Source organism: Kitasatospora sp. NPDC086791 (genome assembly GCF_040685975.1).
Taxonomy (GTDB): domain Bacteria; phylum Actinomycetota; class Actinomycetes; order Streptomycetales; family Streptomycetaceae; genus Kitasatospora.
In genome coordinates, this window is sequence record NZ_JBFBOC010000022.1 from 68,244 (window position 1) to 87,886 (window position 19,643).

The following is a 19,643-nucleotide window of genomic DNA, read 5'->3' on the forward strand; positions in this document are numbered from 1 at the left end:
GTCGGTGGGCGCACCCGTCGACGCACCGGTGAACGCACCCGCGGACACCGGGCGGGCCGGCCGGGACGCCGCGGCCCAGGGGCGCAGCGCGCTGGAGGAGCTCTGGCGCTCGTACAAGGAGAGCGGCGACCAGCGGCTGCGTGAGCAGCTGATCCTGCACTATTCACCACTCGTCAAGTACGTGGCGGGGCGGGTCGGGGTCGGTCTGCCCTCCAATGTCGAGCAGGCGGACTTCGTCTCCTCCGGGGTCTTCGGGCTGATCGACGCGATCGAGAAGTTCGACATCGACCGCGCCATCAAGTTCGAGACCTACGCGATCAGCCGGATCCGCGGCGCGATCATCGACGAGCTGCGCGCCCTGGACTGGATCCCCCGCTCGGTGCGGCAGAAGGCGAAGGCGGTCGAGCGGACGTACGCGACGCTGGAGGCCAGGCTGCGCCGGACGCCGCACGATCCCGAGGTCGCGGCCGAGATGGGCATCGCGATCGAGGACCTGCACGCCATCTTCAGCCAGCTGTCGCTCGCCAACGTGGTGGCCCTGGACGAACTGCTCCACCCGGTGGGGGAGGGTGGCGACCGGCTGAGCCTGATGGACACCCTGGAGGACCACGGCGCGGACAACCCGGTCGAGGTGGCCGAGGACCGCGAGCTGCGCAGACTGCTGGCCCAGGCGGTCAACACCCTCCCCGAGCGGGAGAAGACCGTGGTGACGCTCTACTACTACGAGGGCCTCACCCTCGCCGAGATCGGCCAGGTGCTGGGGGTGACGGAGAGTCGGGTGAGCCAGATCCACACCAAGTCCGTCCTCCAGCTGCGCGCCAAGCTCTCGGACATCCGGTAGCGCGCGGGTTCGGCGGCGGGCCCACCCGGTGGCCCAGCCGTTCGTGGCCCAGTCGTTCGTGACCTCGCCGGTCGTGACCCAGCCGGTCGGTGGCCCGGCCGCCCGGGGTGCGGGGCCCGCGCCGCCGCCTGATGCGCGGCGCCTCATCGGCCGCGCGTAGGGCTCCGTACAGTGGGAGCGTGCCGAAGATCCGAGCGGCCACGGTGGCCGAGCATCGCCAGCTGCAGCGTGCAGCCCTCCTCGACGCTGCCCGCACCCTGCTCACCGAGGGCGGCAAGGAGGCCCTGACCTTCCCCGCGCTGGCCGCGCGCACCGGGCTGGCGCGCTCCTCGGTCTACGAGTACTTCCGCTCCCGCGCCGCCGTGGTCGAGGCGCTCTGCGAGGTGGACTTCCCGCTCTGGGCGGCCGAGATCGAGGCCGGGATGGAGAGCCGCGACACCGCCGCCGAGCGGATCGAGGCGTATGTCCGGGGCCAACTGGCGCTGGCCGCCGACCCGCGTCACCGCGCGGTCGTGGCGATCTCGGCGCTGGAGCTCGACGGGGCCGCGCGCGAGCGGATCCGGGCGGCGCACGGCAAGCTGGCCGGTCTGGTGGTCCGGGCGCTGGAGGAGCTGGGCCACGAGCGGCCCCGGCTGGCCGCATCGCTGCTGCAGGGCGTCGTGGAGGCGGCCGTCCGCCGAGCCGAGCAGGCGGTCTCGGGTGAGCGCACCGGTGGCCCGACCGAGAACCCCGAGGAGGTCGCGGACGCCGCCGTCGCCCTGGCGCTGCACGGCCTCGGCCGGGCGTGACCGGTACCCGCCGCTGACCGGACGACCGTCGCTGGCCGGGCGGCTCGGCCGACCGTCGCTGACCGGCCGCCCGCCGCCCGTCGGTTGCCCGCCGCTCGTCGCCCCCGGACCCAGTGGCAGGAGTCGCGCCGTGCCCGCGCCGAACAAGGCCAACGGGTCCAGGTAGCGGCTCCCGCGCAACAGCCCCCAGTGCAGACAGTCGCGCACGGCGCAGTGCCGCCCGTCCGGGGCGAGCCGGCCGATCACCTGCCCGGCGGCCACCGGGGTGCCGACCGGGAGGGAGCCGGTGACCGGCAGATAGGTGGTCCGGAGCGGGGGAGAGCCGGAGCCCGGGTGGGAGACGGTCACCACCGGACGGCCCGCCACCGACCCGGAGAACGTGACCACCCCGGCGGCCGCCGCCCGTACTTCCGTCCCCGGCTCCGCGGCGAGGTCCACCCCCCGGTGACCGGCCGCCCAGGGCTTGGCCGGCGGCTCGAAACGCCCCAGGAGCCCGCGAGGTCCGCCCACCGGCCAGGCCCGCCCACCGCCTCGGGCGAGATCCCCGTCGGAGCCGCCCGCCGACCACGCCACTCCCGCCCGCGCCACTCCCGCCAACGCCGTCGCATCCGCCGACCCCGCCGCCTCCGTCGCTCTCGCGACCCCGGGCGTCCCGGGCGCCCCGAGCACCAAGGTCACCCCCAACACCACCCCCGGCACCACCCCCACGGTGAGCAGCCTCCGAAACCCGGTGAACCACGCACGAACAGTCATGCGCGAAGGCTCGCCGTCTCCGCACCTCCGCACCACCCACATCCGGATTCCTGTGGACAAACCGCCCCCGCACCCGGTCGCCGTCCCTCCGACGGGTGTACGAGTGCCGCCATCCGGTGTACAAGCGGCATACCGGTGACGATCCGCGGGCAGGCAGCCGACCGGCGCGCGCCCGCTCCCGTGCGCCACCGGTACCCGCCGCCGACACCGCCCACCACCGGCCGCCGACCCGCCCGTCCCGGCCGATCCCGGACTCTTCCCAGCTCCTCGGCAGGCCCCCGGCCGCTCGTGAAGTCGCCCGCCGCTCGGCGCTTCCCGTACACTTCACACGCGACCCGGTCCGCCGGGTCGACTTCGCACGCCCCGCCACCGGTGGTCGGACACGGTTCTTCCGCGGCCCCGCCAGGTGCGAGTGCCGCTCGGTCCGCCGAGCCCGACCGGCCCCGGCCGAGCGGGCGGAAGCGGCTCGGCACGTTCGGGGCGTCAGGCGTGGCTGTCACCTGGCCGCCACGGACAAACCGAGCCTGACCCGGCTGTGGGCGGTCGTCGCTGCGACGAGTCACCGCCGCCGGGCCGTAACACCTGAGGAGCACGGCTATGGCCGTCGTCACGATGCGGGAGCTGCTGGAGAGCGGCGTCCACTTCGGTCACCAGACCCGCCGCTGGAACCCGAAGATGAAGCGCTTCATCATCACCGAGCGCAACGGCATCTACATCATCGACCTCCTGCAGTCGCTGAACTACATCGACCGCGCCTTCGAGTTCATCAAGGAGACCGTTGCCCACGGCGGCAGCGTCCTCTTCGTCGGCACGAAGAAGCAGGCCCAGGAGGCCATCGCCGAGCAGGCCACCCGCGTGGGCATGCCCTACGTGAACCAGCGCTGGCTCGGCGGCATGCTGACCAACTTCTCGACCGTCTACAAGCGTCTGCAGCGCCTCAAGGAGCTCGGCGAGCTGGACTTCTCGGACGTGGCCGGTTCCGGCCTCACCAAGAAGGAGCTCCTGGTCCTCCAGCGCGAGCACGACAAGCTGGAGAAGACCCTCGGCGGTATCCGCGACATGCAGCGCGTTCCCAGCGCCGTCTGGATCGTGGACACCAAGAAGGAGCACATCGCGGTCGGCGAGGCCCGGAAGCTCAACATCCCGGTCGTCGCCATCCTCGACACCAACTGTGACCCCGACGAGGTCGACTACAAGATCCCGGGCAACGACGACGCGATCCGCTCCGTCACCCTGCTGACCCGCGTGATCGCCGACGCCGTCGCCGAGGGCCTGAAGGCCCGCGCCGGTGTCGCCAAGGGCGACGCCAAGGCCGAGCCGGGCGCCGACCAGCCGCTGGCCGACTGGGAGAAGGACCTCATCGAGGGCGAGAAGAAGGCCGAGGAGGCCCCCGCCGCCGCCGAGGCTCCCGCCGCCGAGGCCCCGGCCGCCGAGGCTCCGGCCGAGCAGGCCTGACGTACCAAGGGTGAGGGGCACCCACCGGTACGACGCCGGTAGGTGCCCCTCTCTCCCGCGCCGGGACCGAACCATCGGTCCCGGCGCATCCCCACGCAGACACGCGAGACGCGAGAAGAGATTCACACCATGGCGAACTTCACCGCCGCGGACGTCAAGAAGCTCCGTGAGCTCACCGGCGCCGGCATGATGGACTGCAAGAAGGCCCTGGACGAGGCCGAGGGCAACGTCGAGAAGGCCGTCGAGCTCCTGCGCATCAAGGGCCAGAAGGGCGTTGCCAAGCGCGAGGGCCGTGACGCCTCCAACGGCGCCGTCGCCGCGCTGATCGCCGAGGACAAGAAGTCCGGCGTTCTGGTCGAGCTGAACTGCGAGACGGACTTCGTCGCCAAGGGTGACAACTTCGTCCAGGTCGCCGACGCGATCGCCGCCCACGTCGCCAAGACCGTTCCGGCCGACCTGGACGCCGCCCTGGCCTCCGAGATCGAGGCTGGCAAGACCGTCCAGCAGTTCGTGGACGAGGCCAACGCGACCCTGGGCGAGAAGATCGTCTTCCGTCGCTTCGCCCAGTTCAGCGGTGACGGCTTCGTCGCGGTCTACCTGCACAAGACCAGCCCCGACCTGCCGCCGGCCGTCGGCGTCCTGGTCGAGCTGGACAAGGAGAACGCCGAGGTCGCCAAGGACGTCGCGCAGCACATCGCCGCCTTCGCCCCGAAGTACCTGTCCCGCGAGGACATCCCGGCCGAGGACCTCGAGAACGAGCGCCGCGTCGCCGAGGCCACCGCTCGCGAGGAGGGCAAGCCCGAGGCCGCCCTGCCGAAGATCGTCGAGGGTCGCGTCACCGGCTTCGTGAAGGAGCACTCCGTCCTGGAGCAGGCCTTCGCGAAGGACAACAAGAAGACCGTCGCCAAGGTCCTCGAGGAGAACGGCGTCGCCCTCAAGCGCTTCGCCCGCTTCCGCGTCGGCGCCTGAGCCACGTTCCACCTGGTCCCCGGCCCCTCTAGGCTGGGAACCGCCCCCGCCCGCTGACCAGGGCGGGCGGACCGCCGAACGGGCTCACCCAGCGCCAACCGCCCACGGGCGGGCTCGCGTCGGCACCATGAACGACGAGGAGGCCATTGCCGTGCAGGACACCGAACCGGTTCCCGCGGCAGTGGCCTCCTCGCGTGTACGCGCAGGCGGGGCATCCGCACACCCGCGCCTGTGACCAGTAGGTGCAAAAAGGAGAAGTCCATGCAGGAGACGCAGGAGACCGCGCAGGACCCCAAGGACGGCGCGCGCCGCCGGGTGCTGCTCAAGCTGTCCGGTGAAGCCTTCGCCGGTGGCGGCGGGCTCGGCGTCGACCCGGACGTCGTGCACGCGATCGCCCGGGAGATCGCCACGGTCGTCCGCGCCGGTACCGAGGTCGCGGTGGTCATCGGCGGCGGCAACTTCTTCCGGGGTGCCGAGCTGCAGGTGCGCGGCATGGACCGGGCCCGTTCCGACTACATGGGCATGCTCGGCACCGTCATGAACTGCCTGGCGCTGCAGGACTTCCTGGTCAAGGAAGGCATCGAGACCCGGGTCCAGACCGCCATCACGATGGGCCAGGTCGCGGAGCCGTACCTGCCGCTGCGGGCCGTCCGGCACCTGGAGAAGGGCCGTGTGGTGATCTTCGGCGCCGGTATGGGCATGCCGTACTTCTCCACCGACACCACCGCCGTCCAGCGTGCGCTGGAGATCCACGCCGACGTCCTGCTGATGGGCAAGAACGGCGTGGACGGCGTCTACGACTCCGACCCGCGGACCAACCCGGACGCGGTCAAGTTCGACGCGCTGGAGTACTCCGAGGTCATCGCGCGCGACCTCAAGGTCGCCGACCTCACCGCGATCACGCTGTGCAAGGACAACAACCTTCCGATGCTGGTCTTCGAACTGCTGGCGGAGGGCAATATCGCGCGCGCGGTGAAGAGTGAGAAGATCGGCACACTCATCAGCCAGGATTCCGTCCGGGCCTGAGCAGCAACCAGCCGTACGGAACGGCGCGGGAGCCGCGACCGGCCACCGCGCCGACACCGGTGGGAACAACAGCAGATGAACCGGACAGGGAGACCACAGTGATCGAAGAGACCCTCCTCGAGGCCGAGGAGAAGATGGAGAAGGCCGTCAGCGTCGCCAAGGACGACCTCGCGGCCATCCGCACCGGCCGGGCGCACCCCGCGATGTTCGCCAAGATCGTCGCCGAGTACTACGGCACCGTGACGCCGATCAACCAGCTGGCCTCGTTCTCGGTGCCGGAGCCCCGGATGGCGGTCGTCTCGCCGTTCGACAAGACCGCGCTGAAGGCCATCGAGCAGGCGATCCGCGACTCCGACCTGGGCGTCAACCCGTCGAACGACGGCTCGATCATCCGCGTGGTGCTGCCCGAGCTGACCGAGGAGCGCCGCCGGGAGTTCATCAAGATCGCCCGCACCAAGGGCGAGGACGCCAAGGTGTCGATCCGCGCCGTGCGCCGCAAGGCCAAGGACGCCATCGACAAGCTGGTCAAGGACGGCGAGGTCGGCGAGGACGACGGCCGCCGCGGCGAGAAGGAGCTCGACGACACCACGGCCAAGTACGTGGCCCAGGTCGACGAGCTGCTGAAGCACAAGGAATCCGAGCTGCTCGAGGTCTGATGAACGACGCCCCTGACGCCCCTGGCTACTGGGGCCCGTCCGACCAGCAGTTCCAGCCCTACCGCCCGGCGCCGCAGCCGCAGGCACCCCGTACCCCGGCCCACCCGGCGCCGGGGTACGGCGAGCCGTCGGCGCCGGTCCAGGGACACCCCGGTCACCGGGGCGGCCCGGTGGCGCCCCCGGGCCCGCCGGCTGCCGTCCCGCCCGGCCGGGGCCTCCGTTCGGATCACTCGCAGCAGCCTCCGGTGTACTGGGGCGGCGACGCGGAGGAGACTCAGGTCATGCCTCCCGTACCGGCCGACCCGGGGCCGCCCCCCGGTGCGCCCGGCCATGCCCGGCCGACCGGTCACGCTCGGCCGACCGGCCACGGCCCGGCCGCTGGTCGGCCCGTTCCCGTCGGCCCCGCCGTACCGGCCGACCCCGCGGCGGGACCGGCCCGGGAGGCCGGCCGACTGGGCGGCCCGCTGTTCCGGGACGAGCAGCCCGGCACCGCGCCGCCCGGCGTGACCGAGACGGTCGTGCTGCGCGCGATATCCGACGACACCGCTCCCACCCCCGGCCCCGGCAGCCCGCCGTACCCGGGGGCACCCGTGCGTCCCGCGCCGCCGCCCAGCCACCCGGCAGCCGGGCAGCCCCACTTCGTGCCGTCGTCCCACCCAGGGCAGGAGACACCCGTGGCCGCCCAGCCCGACCCGCAGCCGCAGCCGCGCAAGCAGCGCGGTGGCCGTAATCTCCAGGCCGCCATAGGGGTGGGGGTGGGCCTCGGCGCGGTGATCGTCGCCTCGCTGTTCGTGGTGAAGGCGCTGTTCCTGTTCGTCGTGATGGCCGCGGTCGCGGTCGGCGTCTGGGAGCTGACCAGTCGGCTCGCCGAGCGCAAGCAGATCAAGGCGCCGCTGATCCCGCTGGTGGTGGGCGGCATCGCCATGGTCGCCACCGGCTACTGGGCCGGGATCCAGTGGGCCGCGGCCTCGCTCGCGCTGACCGGGCTGGCGGTGATGGTCTGGCGGATGGCCGAGCCGCCGGAGGACTACCTGCGGGATATAACGGCCGGCGTGTTCACCGCCTTCTACGTGCCGTTCCTGGCCACCTTCGTGGCGATGATGCTGGCGGCCGACGACGGCCCGCAGCGGATCGTGCTCTTCCTGATCGTCACGATCTGCAGCGACACCGGCGCCTACGCCGTGGGCTACAAGTTCGGCCGGACCAAGCTGGCCCCGACGATCAGCCCCGGCAAGACCCGCGAGGGACTCGCCGGCGGCATCGCGCTGTCGATGCTGGCGGGCGCGGTGCTGATGCAGCTGATCATCGACGACGGCAGCTGGTGGCAGGGCCTGATCCTGGGCGGCTGCGCGGCGGTCACCGCGACCCTGGGCGACCTGGGCGAGTCGATGATCAAGCGCGACCTCGGGATCAAGGACATGGGCACGCTGCTGCCCGGCCACGGTGGCATCATGGACCGGCTGGACTCGCTCCTGCCGACCGCCCCGGTGGTCTGGCTGCTGCTGGCGGCCTTCGTCGGCAGCTGATCCACGTGCCCGCAGGAGGGCCCCGGACGCCTGGCGTCCGGGGCCCCCGCGCGTCTGCGACACTGGATGAACCATGCCTAAGCCCGGAGAACTCACCTTTGTCGCGCCGCGTGGCGCCAAGCCCCCGCGACACCTCGCCGACCTGAGCCCCGCCGAGCGCAAGGAGGCCGTCGCCGAGCTGGGCGAGCAGCCGTTCCGCGCCAAGCAGCTCTCGAACCACTACTTCGGCCGGATGTCGAACGACCCGGCGAGCTGGACGGACATCCCCTCCGCCAGCCGGGAGAAGCTCACCGGGAGCCTGCTGCCCGAGCTGATGTCGGTGGTGCGGCACGTCTCGTGCGACGACGACGCCACCCGCAAGACGCTGTGGAAGCTCTTCGACGGCACGCTCGTGGAGTCCGTGCTGATGCGCTACCCGGACCGGGTCACCATGTGCATCAGCTCGCAGGCCGGCTGCGGTATGAACTGCCCGTTCTGCGCCACCGGCCAGGCCGGGCTGACCCGCAACCTGTCCACCGGCGAGATCGTCGAGCAGATCGCGGCCGGGATGCGCGCGCTGAAGTCCGGCGAGATCCCCGGCGGCGAGGCGCGGCTGTCCAACGTGGTCTTCATGGGCATGGGCGAGCCGCTGGCCAACTACAACCGGGTGCTGTCCGCGATCCGTCGGTTGACCGATCCGGCGCCGGACGGCTTCGGCCTGTCCCAGCGCGGCATCACGGTGTCCACCGTCGGGCTCGTCCCGGCGATGCACCGCTTCGCCGACGAGGGCCTGAGCTGCCGCCTGGCGCTGTCCCTGCACGCCCCGGACGACGAGCTGCGCGACGAGCTGGTGCCGGTGAACACCCGGTGGAAGGTCGCCGAGGTGCTGGACGCGGCCTGGAACTACGCGGAGAAGTCCGGCCGCCGGATCTCCATCGAGTACGCGCTGATCAAGGACATCAACGACCAGGCCTGGCGGGCCGACCTGCTCGGCCGGCTGATCAAGAACCGCCGGGTGCACGTCAACCTGATCCCGCTGAACCCGACCCCGGGTTCCAAGTGGACCGCCTCCCGGCCCGAGGACGAGCGCGAGTTCGTCCGCCGGCTGCAGTCGCACGGCGTGCCGACGACCGTCCGCGACACCCGTGGCCAGGAGATCGACGGCGCCTGCGGCCAGCTCGCCGCGGCGGGTTAGTCCGAGGACCGGTCCGGGGCGGCCCCGGCGGTCAGCGCAGGCCGGCGGCCGCCAGCGCGGCGGTCGCCCCGCCGGTCAGCAGCAGGGTGGTGCCGACCGCCAGGGTGCGCAGCGCGACCGCGCCGAACAGCAGCCGGGGCGAGGCGCCGAGGCGCAGCAGCGCGTCGGTGACGTCCCGGCGGTCGGTGCGGACCTCGGCCAGCCGGGCGGCCACCGCGGCGGCCGCGCAGCCGAGCACCAGGCCAGCCTCGACGGCGGGCAGCGCGTCGGCGCTGCCGGGGGTGCCGATCCAGTAGCGGATGGTGGTGAGCACCAGCGCGACGGCGAGGGTGAGGACCGCCAGCGGCGCTCCGAGGCGCGGGGCCTGGGCGGTGAGGCCGCGGCCGGCGAGCAGCCGCAGCGGGGTGGGCCGGCCGACGGCGAGCAGCCGTCCGGTCCAGGCCAGCAGCGGGCCGGTGAGCAGGGCGAGGCCGAGCGCGCTCGCGGCCCAGCCGCCGAGGGCGGCGGTGCTGGTGGTGCCGAGCCCTGCGGGCAGGTGGATCGGGCGGCCGTCGGCTGCGGCGCCGGGCCGCAGGGCGATGAGTTCGAGCGCGGCGCCGATCACGCCGAGGCCGATCGGCAGGGCGATCCGCCAGGGGCCGAAGCCGGTGCCGCGCCGGGTGCGGCCGCCGGGCAGGTGCTCGGTGACGGACACCGCGCAGGCGGCGGCGATCCCGGCGGTGAGCGGGACCAGGGCGAGCAGGGTGACCGGTGCGGCGGGCGGCAGCGGGACGCCCATGCCGAGGTCGGGGGCGAGCGAGGGCCCCGCGATGTCGTTGCGCAGCACCAGGAAGGCCAGCAGGGTGAGCAGGCTGCCGAGGGTGCAGGCGAGGGCGACCTCGCCGGCGATCAGCACCCGGATCCGGCGGGAGCCAGCTCCGGCGGCGGTGAGGCCGGCGATCCGTTCGGGGCACCGGGCGGGCACCGCGCGGGCGGCGACGGCCGCGAACCAGGCGACGGCGGCGAGCGGGGGGAGGCACCAGAGCAGCCGGACCAGCGGGTCGGCGCCGCCGAGCGGGTCGCTCATCGCCCGGCCGAGGGAGCGCAGCAGGAAGGCGGCGACCACGGCGGCGGCCAGCGCGGTGAGCAGCCAGCGGCCGAGGTCGGGCGCCCGGTAGCCCCGGGCCAGACGGAGATAGAACACGTCGACTCTTTCAGCGGCTCGGCGTCGTCAGCGGCGGGTGGCCGTGACGGCGGACGCTCCGGGGGCCCCGGACGCGGCGGGGCCGCGCGGGACGGGGGCGGCGGGGGCGGCGAGCCGTCCGTCGACGAGGGCGACGGCACGGTCCGCGAACCGGACGAGCTCGGGGTCGTGGGTGGCCAGGACGAGGGTGAGCTGGTGCGAGCGGGCCGCGCTGGTCAGTATCCGCAGGACCTGTTCGGCGGCCTCGCGGTGCAGCGGGGCGGTGGGGTCGTCGGCGAAGACGACGGGCGGCAGCGGGGCCAGGGCGCGGGCGACGGCGACCCGCTGGCGCTGGCTCTGGACCAGCCGGTCGGGGCGCTGCCGGGCGAAGTCGCCGACGTCGAGGCGCTCGAGCCACTCGTCGGCGGCGGTGTAGGCGGCCTTGTTGCCGGCCCCGGCGAGCAGCAGGGGCAGGGCGACGTTCTCCCGGGCGGTCAGTTCGGGGACCAGGTGCGGCTCGGAGCCGACGAAGCCGAAGCGGTCGCGGCGCAGTCGTTCGCGGCCGGCCCGGGTGAGGGTGTGCACGGGGGCGCTGTTGAACCAGACCTCGCCGTCGTCGACCGGGAGTTGGGCGGAGAGGCAGCCCAGCAGGGTGCTCTTGCCGGAGCCGCGCGGGCCGGTGACGGCGAGGACCTCGCCCTCGCGGACGCCGATCGAGATGCCGCGCAGGGCGGGGGTGCCGTGATGGGACTTGACGATCCCTCGGGCCCACAGCACGTCGTTGTCAGGCGGTGCCGCTGACATGAGGTTCCATCCTGGGGGCCGCAGGGATATGACAGTCGTCAGATTAGAACGACCGGGGCGGGTCGCGGTTGCGGCGCACTGGTCCATCACGGGCAAATCACCCGCATTCAGGCATGTTTGGTCGTACGACTGTGATGTTCGGATGGAGGGACGCCGAAGGGCGGCCCCGCGGGGAGCGGGACCGCCCTTCGGCGGAGGGTGGGGAAGGAAGCTCAGACGGTCAGATCTTCGCCCACGCGTCGGTGAGGCTGGTCCGCAGGATCTGCTCGATCTCGTCGAAGGTCGACTGGTCGGAGATCAGCGGCGGGGCCAGCTGGACCACCGGGTCGCCACGGTCGTCGGCGCGGCAGTACAGGCCGTTGTCGAAGAGCGCCTTCGACAGGAAGCCGTAGAGCACGCGCTCCACCTCGTCGTCGTTGAACGACTCCTTGGTGACCTTGTCCTTCACGAGCTCGATGCCGTAGAAGTACCCGTTGCCGCGGACGTCGCCGACGATCGGCAGGTCGCGCAGCTTGTTCAGGGTGCCCAGGAACGCGGCCTCGTTGTCGAGGACGTGCTGGTTCAGGCCCTCGCGCTCGAAGATGTCGAGGTTGGCCAGCGCCACGGCGGAGGAGACCGGGTGGCCGCCGAAGGTGTAGCCGTGCAGGAAGGTGTTGTCACCCTTGTAGAACGGCTCGGCGAGGCGGTCCGAGATGATCGTGGCGCCGATCGGGGAGTAGCCCGAGGTCATGCCCTTGGCGCAGGTGATCATGTCGGGCTGGTAGCCGAACTTGTCGGCGCCGAACATGGTGCCGAGGCGGCCGAAGGCGCAGATGACCTCGTCCGAGACCAGCAGCACGTCGTGGCGGTCGCAGATCTCGCGCAGGCGCTGGAAGTACCCGGGCGGCGGCGGGAAGCAGCCGCCGGCGTTCTGCACCGGCTCGACGAAGACGGCCGCGACGGTCTCGGCGCCCTCGTTGAGGATGGCGACCTCGATCTCGTCGGCGCACCAGCGGCCGTACGCCTCGGGGTCGACCGTGCCGTCCGGGCCCTCGAGGAAGGCCGGGGCGCGGTAGATGTTGGTGTTCGGCGCCTTGTGGGTGCCCGGCACCAGCGGCTCGAACGGGGCCTTCAGGCCCGGCAGGCCGGTGATGGACAGCGCGCCCTGCGGGGTGCCGTGGTAGGCGACGGCGCGCGAGATGACCTTGTACTTGGTCGGCTTGCCGGTCAGCTTGAAGTACTGCTTGGCGAGCTTCCAGGCGGTCTCGACGGCCTCGCCGCCACCGGTGGAGAAGAAGACCTTGTTCAGGTCGCCCGGGGCGTAGTTGGCCAGGCGCTCGGCCAGCTCGACGGCCTTCGGGTGGGCGTAGCTCCACACCGGGAAGAAGGCGAGCTCCTTGGCCTGCTTGGCGGCGGCCTCGGCGAGCTCCTCGCGGCCGTGACCGGCCTGGACGACGAACAGGCCGGCGAGGCCGTCGAGGTACTTCCGCCCCTTGTCGTCCCAGACGTAGGTGCCCTCGCCCCTGACGATCGTCGGCACGGGGGAGTTCTCGTACGACGACATGCGGGTGAAGTGCATCCACAGGTGGTCGTAGGCGGTCTTGGAAAGGTCCTTCTGCGCCGGGTCGGCTGTCATCGGGTGCCCCAGGTGTAGGTCTGTTTCCGGAGCTTCAGGTAAACGAAGCTCTCGGTGCTCCGCACGCCGGGAAGCGCGCGGATGCGCTTGTTGATCAGTTCGAGCAGGTGCTCGTCGTCCTCGCAGACCAGTTCGGCCAGGAGGTCGAACGAGCCTGCGGTGCAGACGACGTAGTCGACCTCGTCGAGGGCGGCCAGCGCGTCGGCGACGGGCTCGATGTCACCCTCGACCCGGATCCCGACCATCGCCTGGCGGGTGAAGCCGACGGTGAGCGGGTCCGTGACGGCGACGATCTGCATCACGCCCTGGTCGAGCAGCTTCTGGACGCGCTGTCGTACGGCTGCCTCGGACAGGCCGACGGCCTTGCCGATGGCGGCGTACGGGCGGCGCCCGTCCTCCTGGAGCTGCTCGATGATCGCCTTGGAGGCGGCGTCGAGGGGAACGCTGGCGTTCCGGTCGCGGTTGGCCACGCGGCCACTGTGCCTGATCGTTCCCGCGTTCGCAAGTGTGGAAGCTGCTGATTTCGTTGTGATCCCGGAAAACGCATACGGATTTCATCGCTTGCGAGCACTCGGCCTGTCGATACCGGCAGTCGTGCGGCTACCCTGGCACGGTACGCGCGCGGCCCCGCGAGGTGCCGTGCGTACCGCCACCAGTGGACCGCGCCGTTCCGGGCCCGGCCACTCGGCACCCTTCGTGCGTCGGATCCGCCGACGTACCATGGCGCCGGAATCTGCAACGCCGCAGGCCCAGACCGAGGAGAGATCCGTGAGCGACCTTCGCACGCTGCGCAACTACATCAACGGTGAGTTCGTCGACGCGGCTGACGGCCGCACGCTCGACATCGTCGACCCGACCACCGGCGAGGTGTACGCGACGTCGCCGCTGTCCGGCGCCGCGGACGTGGACGCCGCCATGGCCTCCGCCGCCGCCGCGTTCCCGATCTGGCGGGACGCCACCCCGAGCACCCGGCAGAAGCTGCTGCTCAAGATCGCCGACGCGGTCGAGGCCCGGGCCGACGAGATCGTCGACGCCGAGGTGCGCAACACCGGCAAGCCGCGCGCGCTGACCCTCTCCGAGGAGATCGGCCCGATGGTGGACCAGATCCGCTTCTTCGCCGGTGCCGCCCGCCTGCTGGAGGGCAAGGCCGCCGGTGAGTACATGGACGGGATGACCTCGATCGTCCGCCGCGAGCCGGTCGGAGTCTGCGCCCAGGTCGCGCCGTGGAACTACCCGATGATGATGGCCGTCTGGAAGTTCGCCCCGGCCATCGCCGCGGGCAACACCGTCGTCCTGAAGCCCTCGGACACCACCCCGGCCTCCACCGTGCTGCTGGCCGAGATCATCGGCGGCGTCCTCAAGGAGCTGGACCTGCCGGCCGGCGTCTTCAACGTCATCTGCGGCGACCGCGAGTCCGGCAAGCTGATGGTCGAGCACGGGACCCCGGCGATGGCCTCCATCACCGGTTCGGTCCGGGCCGGCATCCAGGTCGCCGAGTCGGCCTCCAAGGACGTCAAGCGCGTCCACCTGGAGCTGGGCGGCAAGGCCCCGGTCGTGGTCTTCCAGGACGCCGACATCGCCGAGGCCGTCGAGGGCATCTCGGTGGCGGGCTACTTCAACGCCGGCCAGGACTGTACGGCCGCCACCCGCGTGCTGGTGCACGAGTCGATCCACGACGCCTTCGTCGAGGCGCTGGCCAAGGCCGCGGCCGAGACCAAGACCGGCGGCGTGGACGACGAGGACGTGCTGTACGGCCCGCTGAACAACGCCAACCAGCTGCGCCAGGTCGCCGGCTTCATCGAGCGGCTGCCCGCCCACGCCAAGATCGAGGCCGGTGGCCACCAGGTCGGCGACAAGGGCTACTTCTACGCCCCGACCGTCGTCTCCGGCCTGAACCAGGACGACGAGATCATCCAGAACGAGGTCTTCGGCCCGGTCATCACCGTGCAGAAGTTCACCGACGAGGACCAGGCCGTCGAGTACGCCAACGGCGTCGAGTTCGCGCTGGCCTCCTCCGTGTGGACCAAGGACCACGCCCGTGCCATGCGGATGTCCCGCCGCCTGGACTTCGGCTGCGTCTGGATCAACACCCACATCCCGCTGGTCGCCGAGATGCCGCACGGTGGCTTCAAGAAGTCCGGCTACGGCAAGGACCTGTCGGCGTACGGCTTCGAGGACTACACCCGGGTGAAGCACGTCATGACCGCGATCTAGCGGGTCGTGACCGTTCGGCGCGGGATGACCGCGATCTAGCGGGTCGTGACCGTCCGGCGCGGGATGACCGCGATCTAGCGGGTCGTGACCGTCCGGCGCGGGATGACCGCGATCTGATTTCAGGTTGTATGAACTGACTACGGGCCTGGGTCCTTTCGACCCGGGCCCGGTGTCTTTGCACCCTGTCGACGGATCGCGCGACCGGCTGACACGATGGAACTGCACTTCTAGGGCGACCCGCCCTAGCCTTACCGGCATGAGCATCCCCACCGCTGACCCAGCCGCCGGCCAGGCGGTCAAGGCCGCAGACCGCGCGCACGTCTTCCACTCGTGGTCCGCCCAGGCGCTGATCGACCCCCTCGCGGTGGCCGGCGCCGAGGGTTCGTACTTCTGGGACTACGACGGCAACCGCTACCTGGACTTCTCCTCGCAGCTGGTCAACACCAACATCGGTCACCAGCACCCGAAGGTGGTCGCCGCGATCCAGGAGCAGGCGGCGAAGCTCTGCACCATCGCGCCCGGCTTCGCGGTCGAGTCGCGCAGCGAGGCCGCGCGGCTGATCGCCGAGCGCACCCCGGGCGACCTGGACAAGATCTTCTTCACCAACGGCGGCGCCGAGGCCAACGAGAACGCCATCCGGCTGGCCCGGCTGCACACCGGCCGGCAGAAGGTCCTCTCCACGTACCGCTCGTACCACGGCGCCACCGCCAACGCGATCGCCCTCACCGGCGACCCGCGGCGCTGGGCCAACGAGACCGGCGTCTCCGGCGTGGTGCACTTCTGGGGCCCGTACGCCTACCGCTCCAACTTCCACGCCGAGAACGAGGCGCAGGAGTGCGAGCGCGCGCTGCGGCACCTGGAGGAGGTGATCGCGTTCGAGGGGCCGGGCACCGTCGCCGCGGTCATCCTGGAGACCGTGGTCGGCACCGCGGGCATCCTGATCCCGCCGGCGGGCTACCTGGCCGGGGTGCGGGAGATCTGCGACCGCCACGGCATCGTGTTCATCCTCGACGAGGTGATGGCCGGCTTCGGCCGCACCGGCGAGTGGTTCGCCGCCGACCACTGGGGCGTCACCCCGGACCTGCTCACCTTCGCCAAGGGCGTCAACTCCGGCTACGTGCCGCTGGGCGGCGTGGCGATCAGCGCCGAGATCGCGGCCACCTTCGCCGAGCGGGCCTTCCCCGGCGGGCTCACCTACTCCGGCCACCCGCTGGCCTGCGCCTCCGCGGTGGCGACCATCAACGCGATGGCGGAGGAGGGCATCGTCGAGAACGCCAAGCACATCGGCGAGACCGTCCTCGGCCCCGGCCTGCGCGAGCTGGCCGAGCGGCACCCGTCGATCGGCGAGGTCCGCGGCCTGGGCGTGTTCTGGGCACTCGACCTGGTGAAGGACCGGGAGACCCGCGAGCCGCTGGTGCCGTACAACGCCGCCGGTGCCGCCAACGCGCCGATGGCCGAGCTGGCCGCGGCCTGCAAGCAGCGCGGGCTCTGGCCGTTCGTCAACATGAACCGCTTCCACGTCGTCCCGCCGTGCACCGTCACCGAGGAGGAGGCCAAGACCGGCCTCGCGGTGCTGGACGAGGTGCTGTCGCTCACCGACGCGCACACTGTCTGACGTACCTACCAGGACGGCCCCGGGCACCCGTGCGTGCGCCCGGGGCCGTCCCACGCTCCGGAAGGTTCCCCATGCCCAGCCGCTCCACCCTGACCCGCCGTTCGTCCAACCCGCCCTCCCTGCGCCGACGTTCCGTGCTCGGCGGGGCCGCGCTGCTCGGGGCCGGCACGCTGACCGGCTGCGGGATCCCGTCCGCGTACGTCGCCGAGGACCGCCGCTCGGCGCCGGACCGCTCGGAGAGCGACAAGCGGCTCGTCTTCTCCAACTGGACGCAGTACATCGACACCGACGACCAGGGCGGACGCCCGACCCTGGACGCCTTCGGCGAGAAGAGCGGGATCGAGGTCGCCTACACCGAGGACATCAACGACAACGACGAGTTCTTCGGCAAGCTCAGCCCGGTGCTCACCCAGGGCGCCGACCCCGGCCGGGACCTGATGGTGATCAGCGACTGGATGGCCGGCCGGTACGTCTCGCTGGGCTGGGTGCAGGCCATGGACCGGGCCAACCTGCCCAACGTCACCGCCAACCTGGACCCGCAGCTCGCGAACCCGGCCTTCGACCCGGGGCGCCGGCGCAGCGTGCCGTGGCAGTCCGGGATCACCGGCATCGCGTACAACCGCAAGGCGCTCGGCCGGGAGATCAGGACCACCGCCGACCTGTGGGCGCCCGACCTCAAGGGCCGGGTCACGCTGTTCGCCGGGCTGGACGAGGCGCTCGGGCTGCTGATGCTCTCCCAGGGCGCGGACATCGCGGCGTTCACCGACGACGACGCGCACAAGGCGATGGACCTGGTGCAGAAGACGGTCGACGCCGGCCACGTCCGCCGGTTCACCGGCAACGACTACACCAGCGACCTCGCCTCCGGCGCGGCGCTCGCCTGCCAGGCCTACTCCGGCGACGCGGTCCAACTCACCGCCGGGAACCCGGACATCGAGTTCGTGGTGCCGGAGGAGGGCGGCGAGCTGTGGGCGGAGAGCCTGATGATCCCCAACCGCGCCACCCACAAGCGCAACGCCGAGCTGCTGATCGACTACTACTACCGGCCCGAGGTGGCCGCCGAACTCGCCGCGTTCGTCCAGTACATCTGCCCGGTGCCGGCCGCCCGCGAGGTGCTGGCGGCCAGCGGCGACCAGAAGAAGGCCGAACTCGCCGAGAACCCGCTGGTCTTCCCGACCGACCAGATGCGCGCCCGGCTGCACACCATGCGCGACGTCACCTCGGCCGAGCGGCCCGAGCTGCACAAGGTCTGGGGACGCATCACCGGGGTGTGAGGGCAACGGGTGTGAGAGCGCCGGGGTGTGGACGCCGGGGGCGCCCGCCGGTGCCGCACGGCGTCAGCGCCGCACGGCGTCCAGGGCCAGCAGGGCGACGTGCAGGGAGAGGCAGGACTCGACCTGGTCGAGGTCGACGCCGAGGATCCGCTCGACCTTGTGCAGCCGGTCGTAGAAGGACGGCCGGGACAGGTGCGCGGCGTCCGCCGCGGCCGACTTGTTCCGGCCCTGCTCCAGGTAGATCCGCAGCATCTGCACCAACTGGCCGTTGTGCTCGGCGTCGTGGGCCAGCAGCGGACCCAACTCGCGCTCCACGTAGGTCTGCAGCCGGGCGTCGTCGCGCAGCAGGTGGAGCAGGCCGCGCAGCCGGACGTCCGGAAGCCGGTAGTAGGAGGACGCGCGGCCGCCGCCGGGCACGTCGTGCAGGGCGGCGTCGGCGACCTGGGTGGCCTCCAGCAGGGTGCGCCGGGCGTCGCGGACCGAGCCGACCGAGGAGCCGACCGCGACCACCGGACCCGCCGGGTCGGCGCCCTCCCGGCCGGCCTCGGCGGACATCCGGCGCAGGGCGGCCGAGAAGGCGTCCAGCGCGGCGTGCTCGTCCTGCTGGGCGCCGAGCGAGATCAGCAGGCCGACGCCCTCGTCGTCCAGCGCGCCGACCAGGGCGGAGAGCCGGCAGGCCCGGACCGCGCCCGCGGCCAGCTCGGTGAAGTCGCGCAGCCGGGCCTGGGCCTCCAGCGCGGCCGGGATCGGCCCGCGCCGCTGCCGCAGCACCACGCCCACCAGCCGACGGCCCTCCAGCGGGACGCCGAGCGCCTGGGCGCGCAGCGCCGCCTCGGAGACGGTCAGCGCGTGGGTGAGGATGCCGGAGAGCAGGGTGCGGTGGGTCTGCCGTTCCAGGCTCTCCCGGTCGCGGACCACCAGCCGGTTGAGCGCCAGCGCGGAGGCGCCGCGCTCCAGCAGCATGGTGTGCGGGTGGGCCTCGCCCTCGGGCAGCGGGCCGGGATCCTGGACCAGCACCAGCCGGCCCCAGTCCTGGCCGCGGGCGCCGACGGTGGTGACCAGCCAGCCGCTGCGCGGGTCGTGGCCGGTGCGGCCGGCCGGACGGACCCCGCGCGAGCGGCGCTCCCAGTCCTCCAGCACCTCGGCCTCCGGACGCCCGGCGGCGTCGTGGGCGAGCACCTGGTGGGCCAGGTTCTCCAGGACGACCGGACCGCCCGCCATCCGGGCCACCTGCCGGATCACCTCGGGCGGCTCGGCGCCCTCCACCACCAGCTCGTTGAACACCTGGTGGACGGACTCGGAGACGCGCAGCTGCTCCAGCTGGGCGTTGACCACCAGGGCGTGCACGGCCTCGGTGACGGCGACGAACCGCAGCTCGCGGCGGAGCGTGATCAGCGGCAGCCCGCGCTGCTCGGCGGCGTTCACCAGGGCGCGGGGGAGCGTGTCGAAGTAGCGCCGCCCGTACTCGACGACCAGGCCGGCCACCCCGACCTCGTCCAGTTCGTGCACGTAGCGGGCCAGCCCGGCACGGTCCTCGGGCAGCGCGATGCCGGTGGTCAGGACCAGCTCGCCGCCCCGGAGCATCCCGGCGACGTCGGGCAGTTCGCTGACGTGGACCCAGCGGACCGGCCGCTCCAGGTGGTCGGCGCCGGCCACGACCTGGGGCAGGCCGCGCCGCATCACCTCCAGGTCGAGTACGCGGGCGACGGTGGGGAGCATCGCGGGCCTCCATGGCCGAGGTGGCCGGAGTGGGGACGGGGTGGGGGTGGGG

At 72.3% G+C, this 19,643-nt stretch carries 16 protein-coding genes and 1 pseudogene; 11 read left to right on the forward strand and 6 right to left on the reverse strand.

Going from position 1 to position 19,643, the window contains the following annotated elements; translation table 11 throughout:
• Positions 1 to 28 precede the first annotated feature (28 nt).
• Positions 29 to 841: an RNA polymerase sigma factor WhiG gene (gene whiG / locus AB0Q99_RS25165; RefSeq protein WP_363575372.1), complete on the forward strand. Its 813-nt coding sequence runs from the start codon at positions 29 to 31 to the stop codon at positions 839 to 841.
• 203 nt (positions 842 to 1,044) lie between these two features.
• Positions 1,045 to 1,629: a helix-turn-helix domain-containing protein gene (locus AB0Q99_RS25170; protein WP_363575422.1), complete on the forward strand. Its 585-nt coding sequence runs from the start codon at positions 1,045 to 1,047 to the stop codon at positions 1,627 to 1,629.
• A 165-nt stretch (positions 1,630 to 1,794) separates the two neighbouring features.
• On the opposite strand, the pseudogene AB0Q99_RS25175 reads toward AB0Q99_RS25170, so the two are convergent.
• Positions 1,795 to 2,424 (reverse strand): annotated as a pseudogene (locus AB0Q99_RS25175) (M23 family metallopeptidase); the annotation flags it as partial.
• Between the two features lie 555 nt (positions 2,425 to 2,979).
• Between AB0Q99_RS25175 and rpsB the strand changes: the two are divergent.
• The 6 genes from rpsB (at position 2,980) to rlmN (ending at position 9,188) form a co-directional block, all read left to right on the forward strand.
• Entirely contained in the window at positions 2,980 to 3,837 is an 858-nt protein-coding gene (gene rpsB / locus AB0Q99_RS25180; protein WP_363575374.1) for a 30S ribosomal protein S2, read from the forward strand.
• A 129-nt stretch (positions 3,838 to 3,966) separates the two neighbouring features.
• Positions 3,967 to 4,806, forward strand: a complete 840-nt coding sequence (gene tsf, locus AB0Q99_RS25185; RefSeq protein WP_363575376.1) for a translation elongation factor Ts — start codon at positions 3,967 to 3,969, stop codon at positions 4,804 to 4,806.
• A 261-nt stretch (positions 4,807 to 5,067) separates the two neighbouring features.
• On the forward strand, positions 5,068 to 5,832 hold the full coding sequence (gene pyrH, locus AB0Q99_RS25190) for a UMP kinase (RefSeq protein WP_363575378.1): 765 nt from the start codon (positions 5,068 to 5,070) through the stop codon (positions 5,830 to 5,832).
• A gap of 98 nt (positions 5,833 to 5,930) precedes the next feature.
• Entirely contained in the window at positions 5,931 to 6,488 is a 558-nt protein-coding gene (gene frr / locus AB0Q99_RS25195; protein ID WP_363575379.1) for a ribosome recycling factor, read from the forward strand.
• Between the two features lie 281 nt (positions 6,489 to 6,769).
• On the forward strand, positions 6,770 to 8,014 hold the full coding sequence (locus tag AB0Q99_RS25200; RefSeq protein WP_363575381.1) for a phosphatidate cytidylyltransferase: 1,245 nt from the start codon (positions 6,770 to 6,772) through the stop codon (positions 8,012 to 8,014).
• A 73-nt stretch (positions 8,015 to 8,087) separates the two neighbouring features.
• Positions 8,088 to 9,188 carry a 23S rRNA (adenine(2503)-C(2))-methyltransferase RlmN gene (gene rlmN / locus AB0Q99_RS25205; RefSeq protein WP_363575383.1) on the forward strand — a complete coding sequence of 367 codons (1,101 nt, stop codon included), beginning with the start codon at positions 8,088 to 8,090 and terminating at the stop codon, positions 9,186 to 9,188.
• Between the two features lie 31 nt (positions 9,189 to 9,219).
• Here the strand turns inward: rlmN and AB0Q99_RS25210 are convergent, their stop codons facing one another.
• The 4 genes from AB0Q99_RS25210 to AB0Q99_RS25225 form a co-directional block, all read right to left on the reverse strand.
• Positions 9,220 to 10,371, reverse strand: coding sequence for a hypothetical protein (locus AB0Q99_RS25210; protein ID WP_363575385.1), 1,152 nt, complete (start codon positions 10,369 to 10,371; stop codon positions 9,220 to 9,222).
• A gap of 27 nt (positions 10,372 to 10,398) precedes the next feature.
• The gene (locus AB0Q99_RS25215) at positions 10,399 to 11,154 is read right to left on the reverse strand and encodes an ATP-binding cassette domain-containing protein (RefSeq protein ID WP_363575387.1); all 756 of its coding nucleotides are present in this window, start codon (positions 11,152 to 11,154) and stop codon (positions 10,399 to 10,401) included.
• A gap of 220 nt (positions 11,155 to 11,374) precedes the next feature.
• Positions 11,375 to 12,769 (reverse strand): aspartate aminotransferase family protein, encoded by a 1,395-nt coding sequence (locus AB0Q99_RS25220; RefSeq protein WP_363575389.1) that lies wholly within the window; start codon positions 12,767 to 12,769, stop codon positions 11,375 to 11,377.
• Positions 12,766 to 13,239, reverse strand: a complete 474-nt coding sequence (locus tag AB0Q99_RS25225; protein WP_030243538.1) for an Lrp/AsnC family transcriptional regulator — start codon at positions 13,237 to 13,239, stop codon at positions 12,766 to 12,768. Before AB0Q99_RS25225 ends, AB0Q99_RS25220 begins: the two co-directional genes overlap by 4 nt.
• Before the next feature lie 250 nt (positions 13,240 to 13,489).
• Here AB0Q99_RS25225 and AB0Q99_RS25230 point away from each other — a divergent pair, with 250 nt between their 5' ends.
• The 3 genes from AB0Q99_RS25230 to AB0Q99_RS25240 all read left to right on the forward strand — a co-directional run bounded on the left by AB0Q99_RS25230 (position 13,490) and on the right by AB0Q99_RS25240 (position 17,872).
• Positions 13,490 to 14,983 carry a gamma-aminobutyraldehyde dehydrogenase gene (locus AB0Q99_RS25230; RefSeq protein ID WP_363575391.1) on the forward strand — a complete coding sequence of 498 codons (1,494 nt, stop codon included), beginning with the start codon at positions 13,490 to 13,492 and terminating at the stop codon, positions 14,981 to 14,983.
• A gap of 256 nt (positions 14,984 to 15,239) precedes the next feature.
• Positions 15,240 to 16,598, forward strand: coding sequence for an aspartate aminotransferase family protein (locus AB0Q99_RS25235; RefSeq protein WP_363575393.1), 1,359 nt, complete (start codon positions 15,240 to 15,242; stop codon positions 16,596 to 16,598).
• 71 nt (positions 16,599 to 16,669) lie between these two features.
• A complete protein-coding gene (locus AB0Q99_RS25240; RefSeq protein WP_363575395.1) occupies positions 16,670 to 17,872 on the forward strand; it encodes a spermidine/putrescine ABC transporter substrate-binding protein in 1,203 nt (400 codons plus the stop codon).
• A gap of 63 nt (positions 17,873 to 17,935) precedes the next feature.
• On the opposite strand, the gene AB0Q99_RS25245 is transcribed toward AB0Q99_RS25240, so the two are convergent.
• Positions 17,936 to 19,591, reverse strand: coding sequence for a PucR family transcriptional regulator ligand-binding domain-containing protein (locus tag AB0Q99_RS25245; protein ID WP_363575397.1), 1,656 nt, complete (start codon positions 19,589 to 19,591; stop codon positions 17,936 to 17,938).
• Positions 19,592 to 19,643 lie beyond the last annotated feature (52 nt).

What these genes read in the sequence shown, in the direction of transcription:
- rpsB (WP_363575374.1), top strand. Translation starts at nt 2,980, where the DNA reads ATGGCCGTCGTCACGATGCGGGAGCTGCTGGAGAGCGGCGTCCACTTC.
- tsf (WP_363575376.1), top strand. Translation starts at nt 3,967, where the DNA reads ATGGCGAACTTCACCGCCGCGGACGTCAAGAAGCTCCGTGAGCTCACC.
- pyrH (WP_363575378.1), top strand. Translation starts at nt 5,068, where the DNA reads ATGCAGGAGACGCAGGAGACCGCGCAGGACCCCAAGGACGGCGCGCGC.
- AB0Q99_RS25200 (WP_363575381.1), top strand. Translation starts at nt 6,770, where the DNA reads ATGCCTCCCGTACCGGCCGACCCGGGGCCGCCCCCCGGTGCGCCCGGC.
- rlmN (WP_363575383.1), top strand. Translation starts at nt 8,088, where the DNA reads ATGCCTAAGCCCGGAGAACTCACCTTTGTCGCGCCGCGTGGCGCCAAG.
- AB0Q99_RS25215 (WP_363575387.1), bottom strand. Translation starts at nt 11,154, where the DNA reads ATGTCAGCGGCACCGCCTGACAACGACGTGCTGTGGGCCCGAGGGATC.
- AB0Q99_RS25220 (WP_363575389.1), bottom strand. Translation starts at nt 12,769, where the DNA reads ATGACAGCCGACCCGGCGCAGAAGGACCTTTCCAAGACCGCCTACGAC.
- AB0Q99_RS25230 (WP_363575391.1), top strand. Translation starts at nt 13,490, where the DNA reads ATGGCGCCGGAATCTGCAACGCCGCAGGCCCAGACCGAGGAGAGATCC.
- AB0Q99_RS25235 (WP_363575393.1), top strand. Translation starts at nt 15,240, where the DNA reads ATGAGCATCCCCACCGCTGACCCAGCCGCCGGCCAGGCGGTCAAGGCC.
- AB0Q99_RS25240 (WP_363575395.1), top strand. Translation starts at nt 16,670, where the DNA reads ATGCCCAGCCGCTCCACCCTGACCCGCCGTTCGTCCAACCCGCCCTCC.
- AB0Q99_RS25245 (WP_363575397.1), bottom strand. Translation starts at nt 19,591, where the DNA reads ATGCTCCCCACCGTCGCCCGCGTACTCGACCTGGAGGTGATGCGGCGC.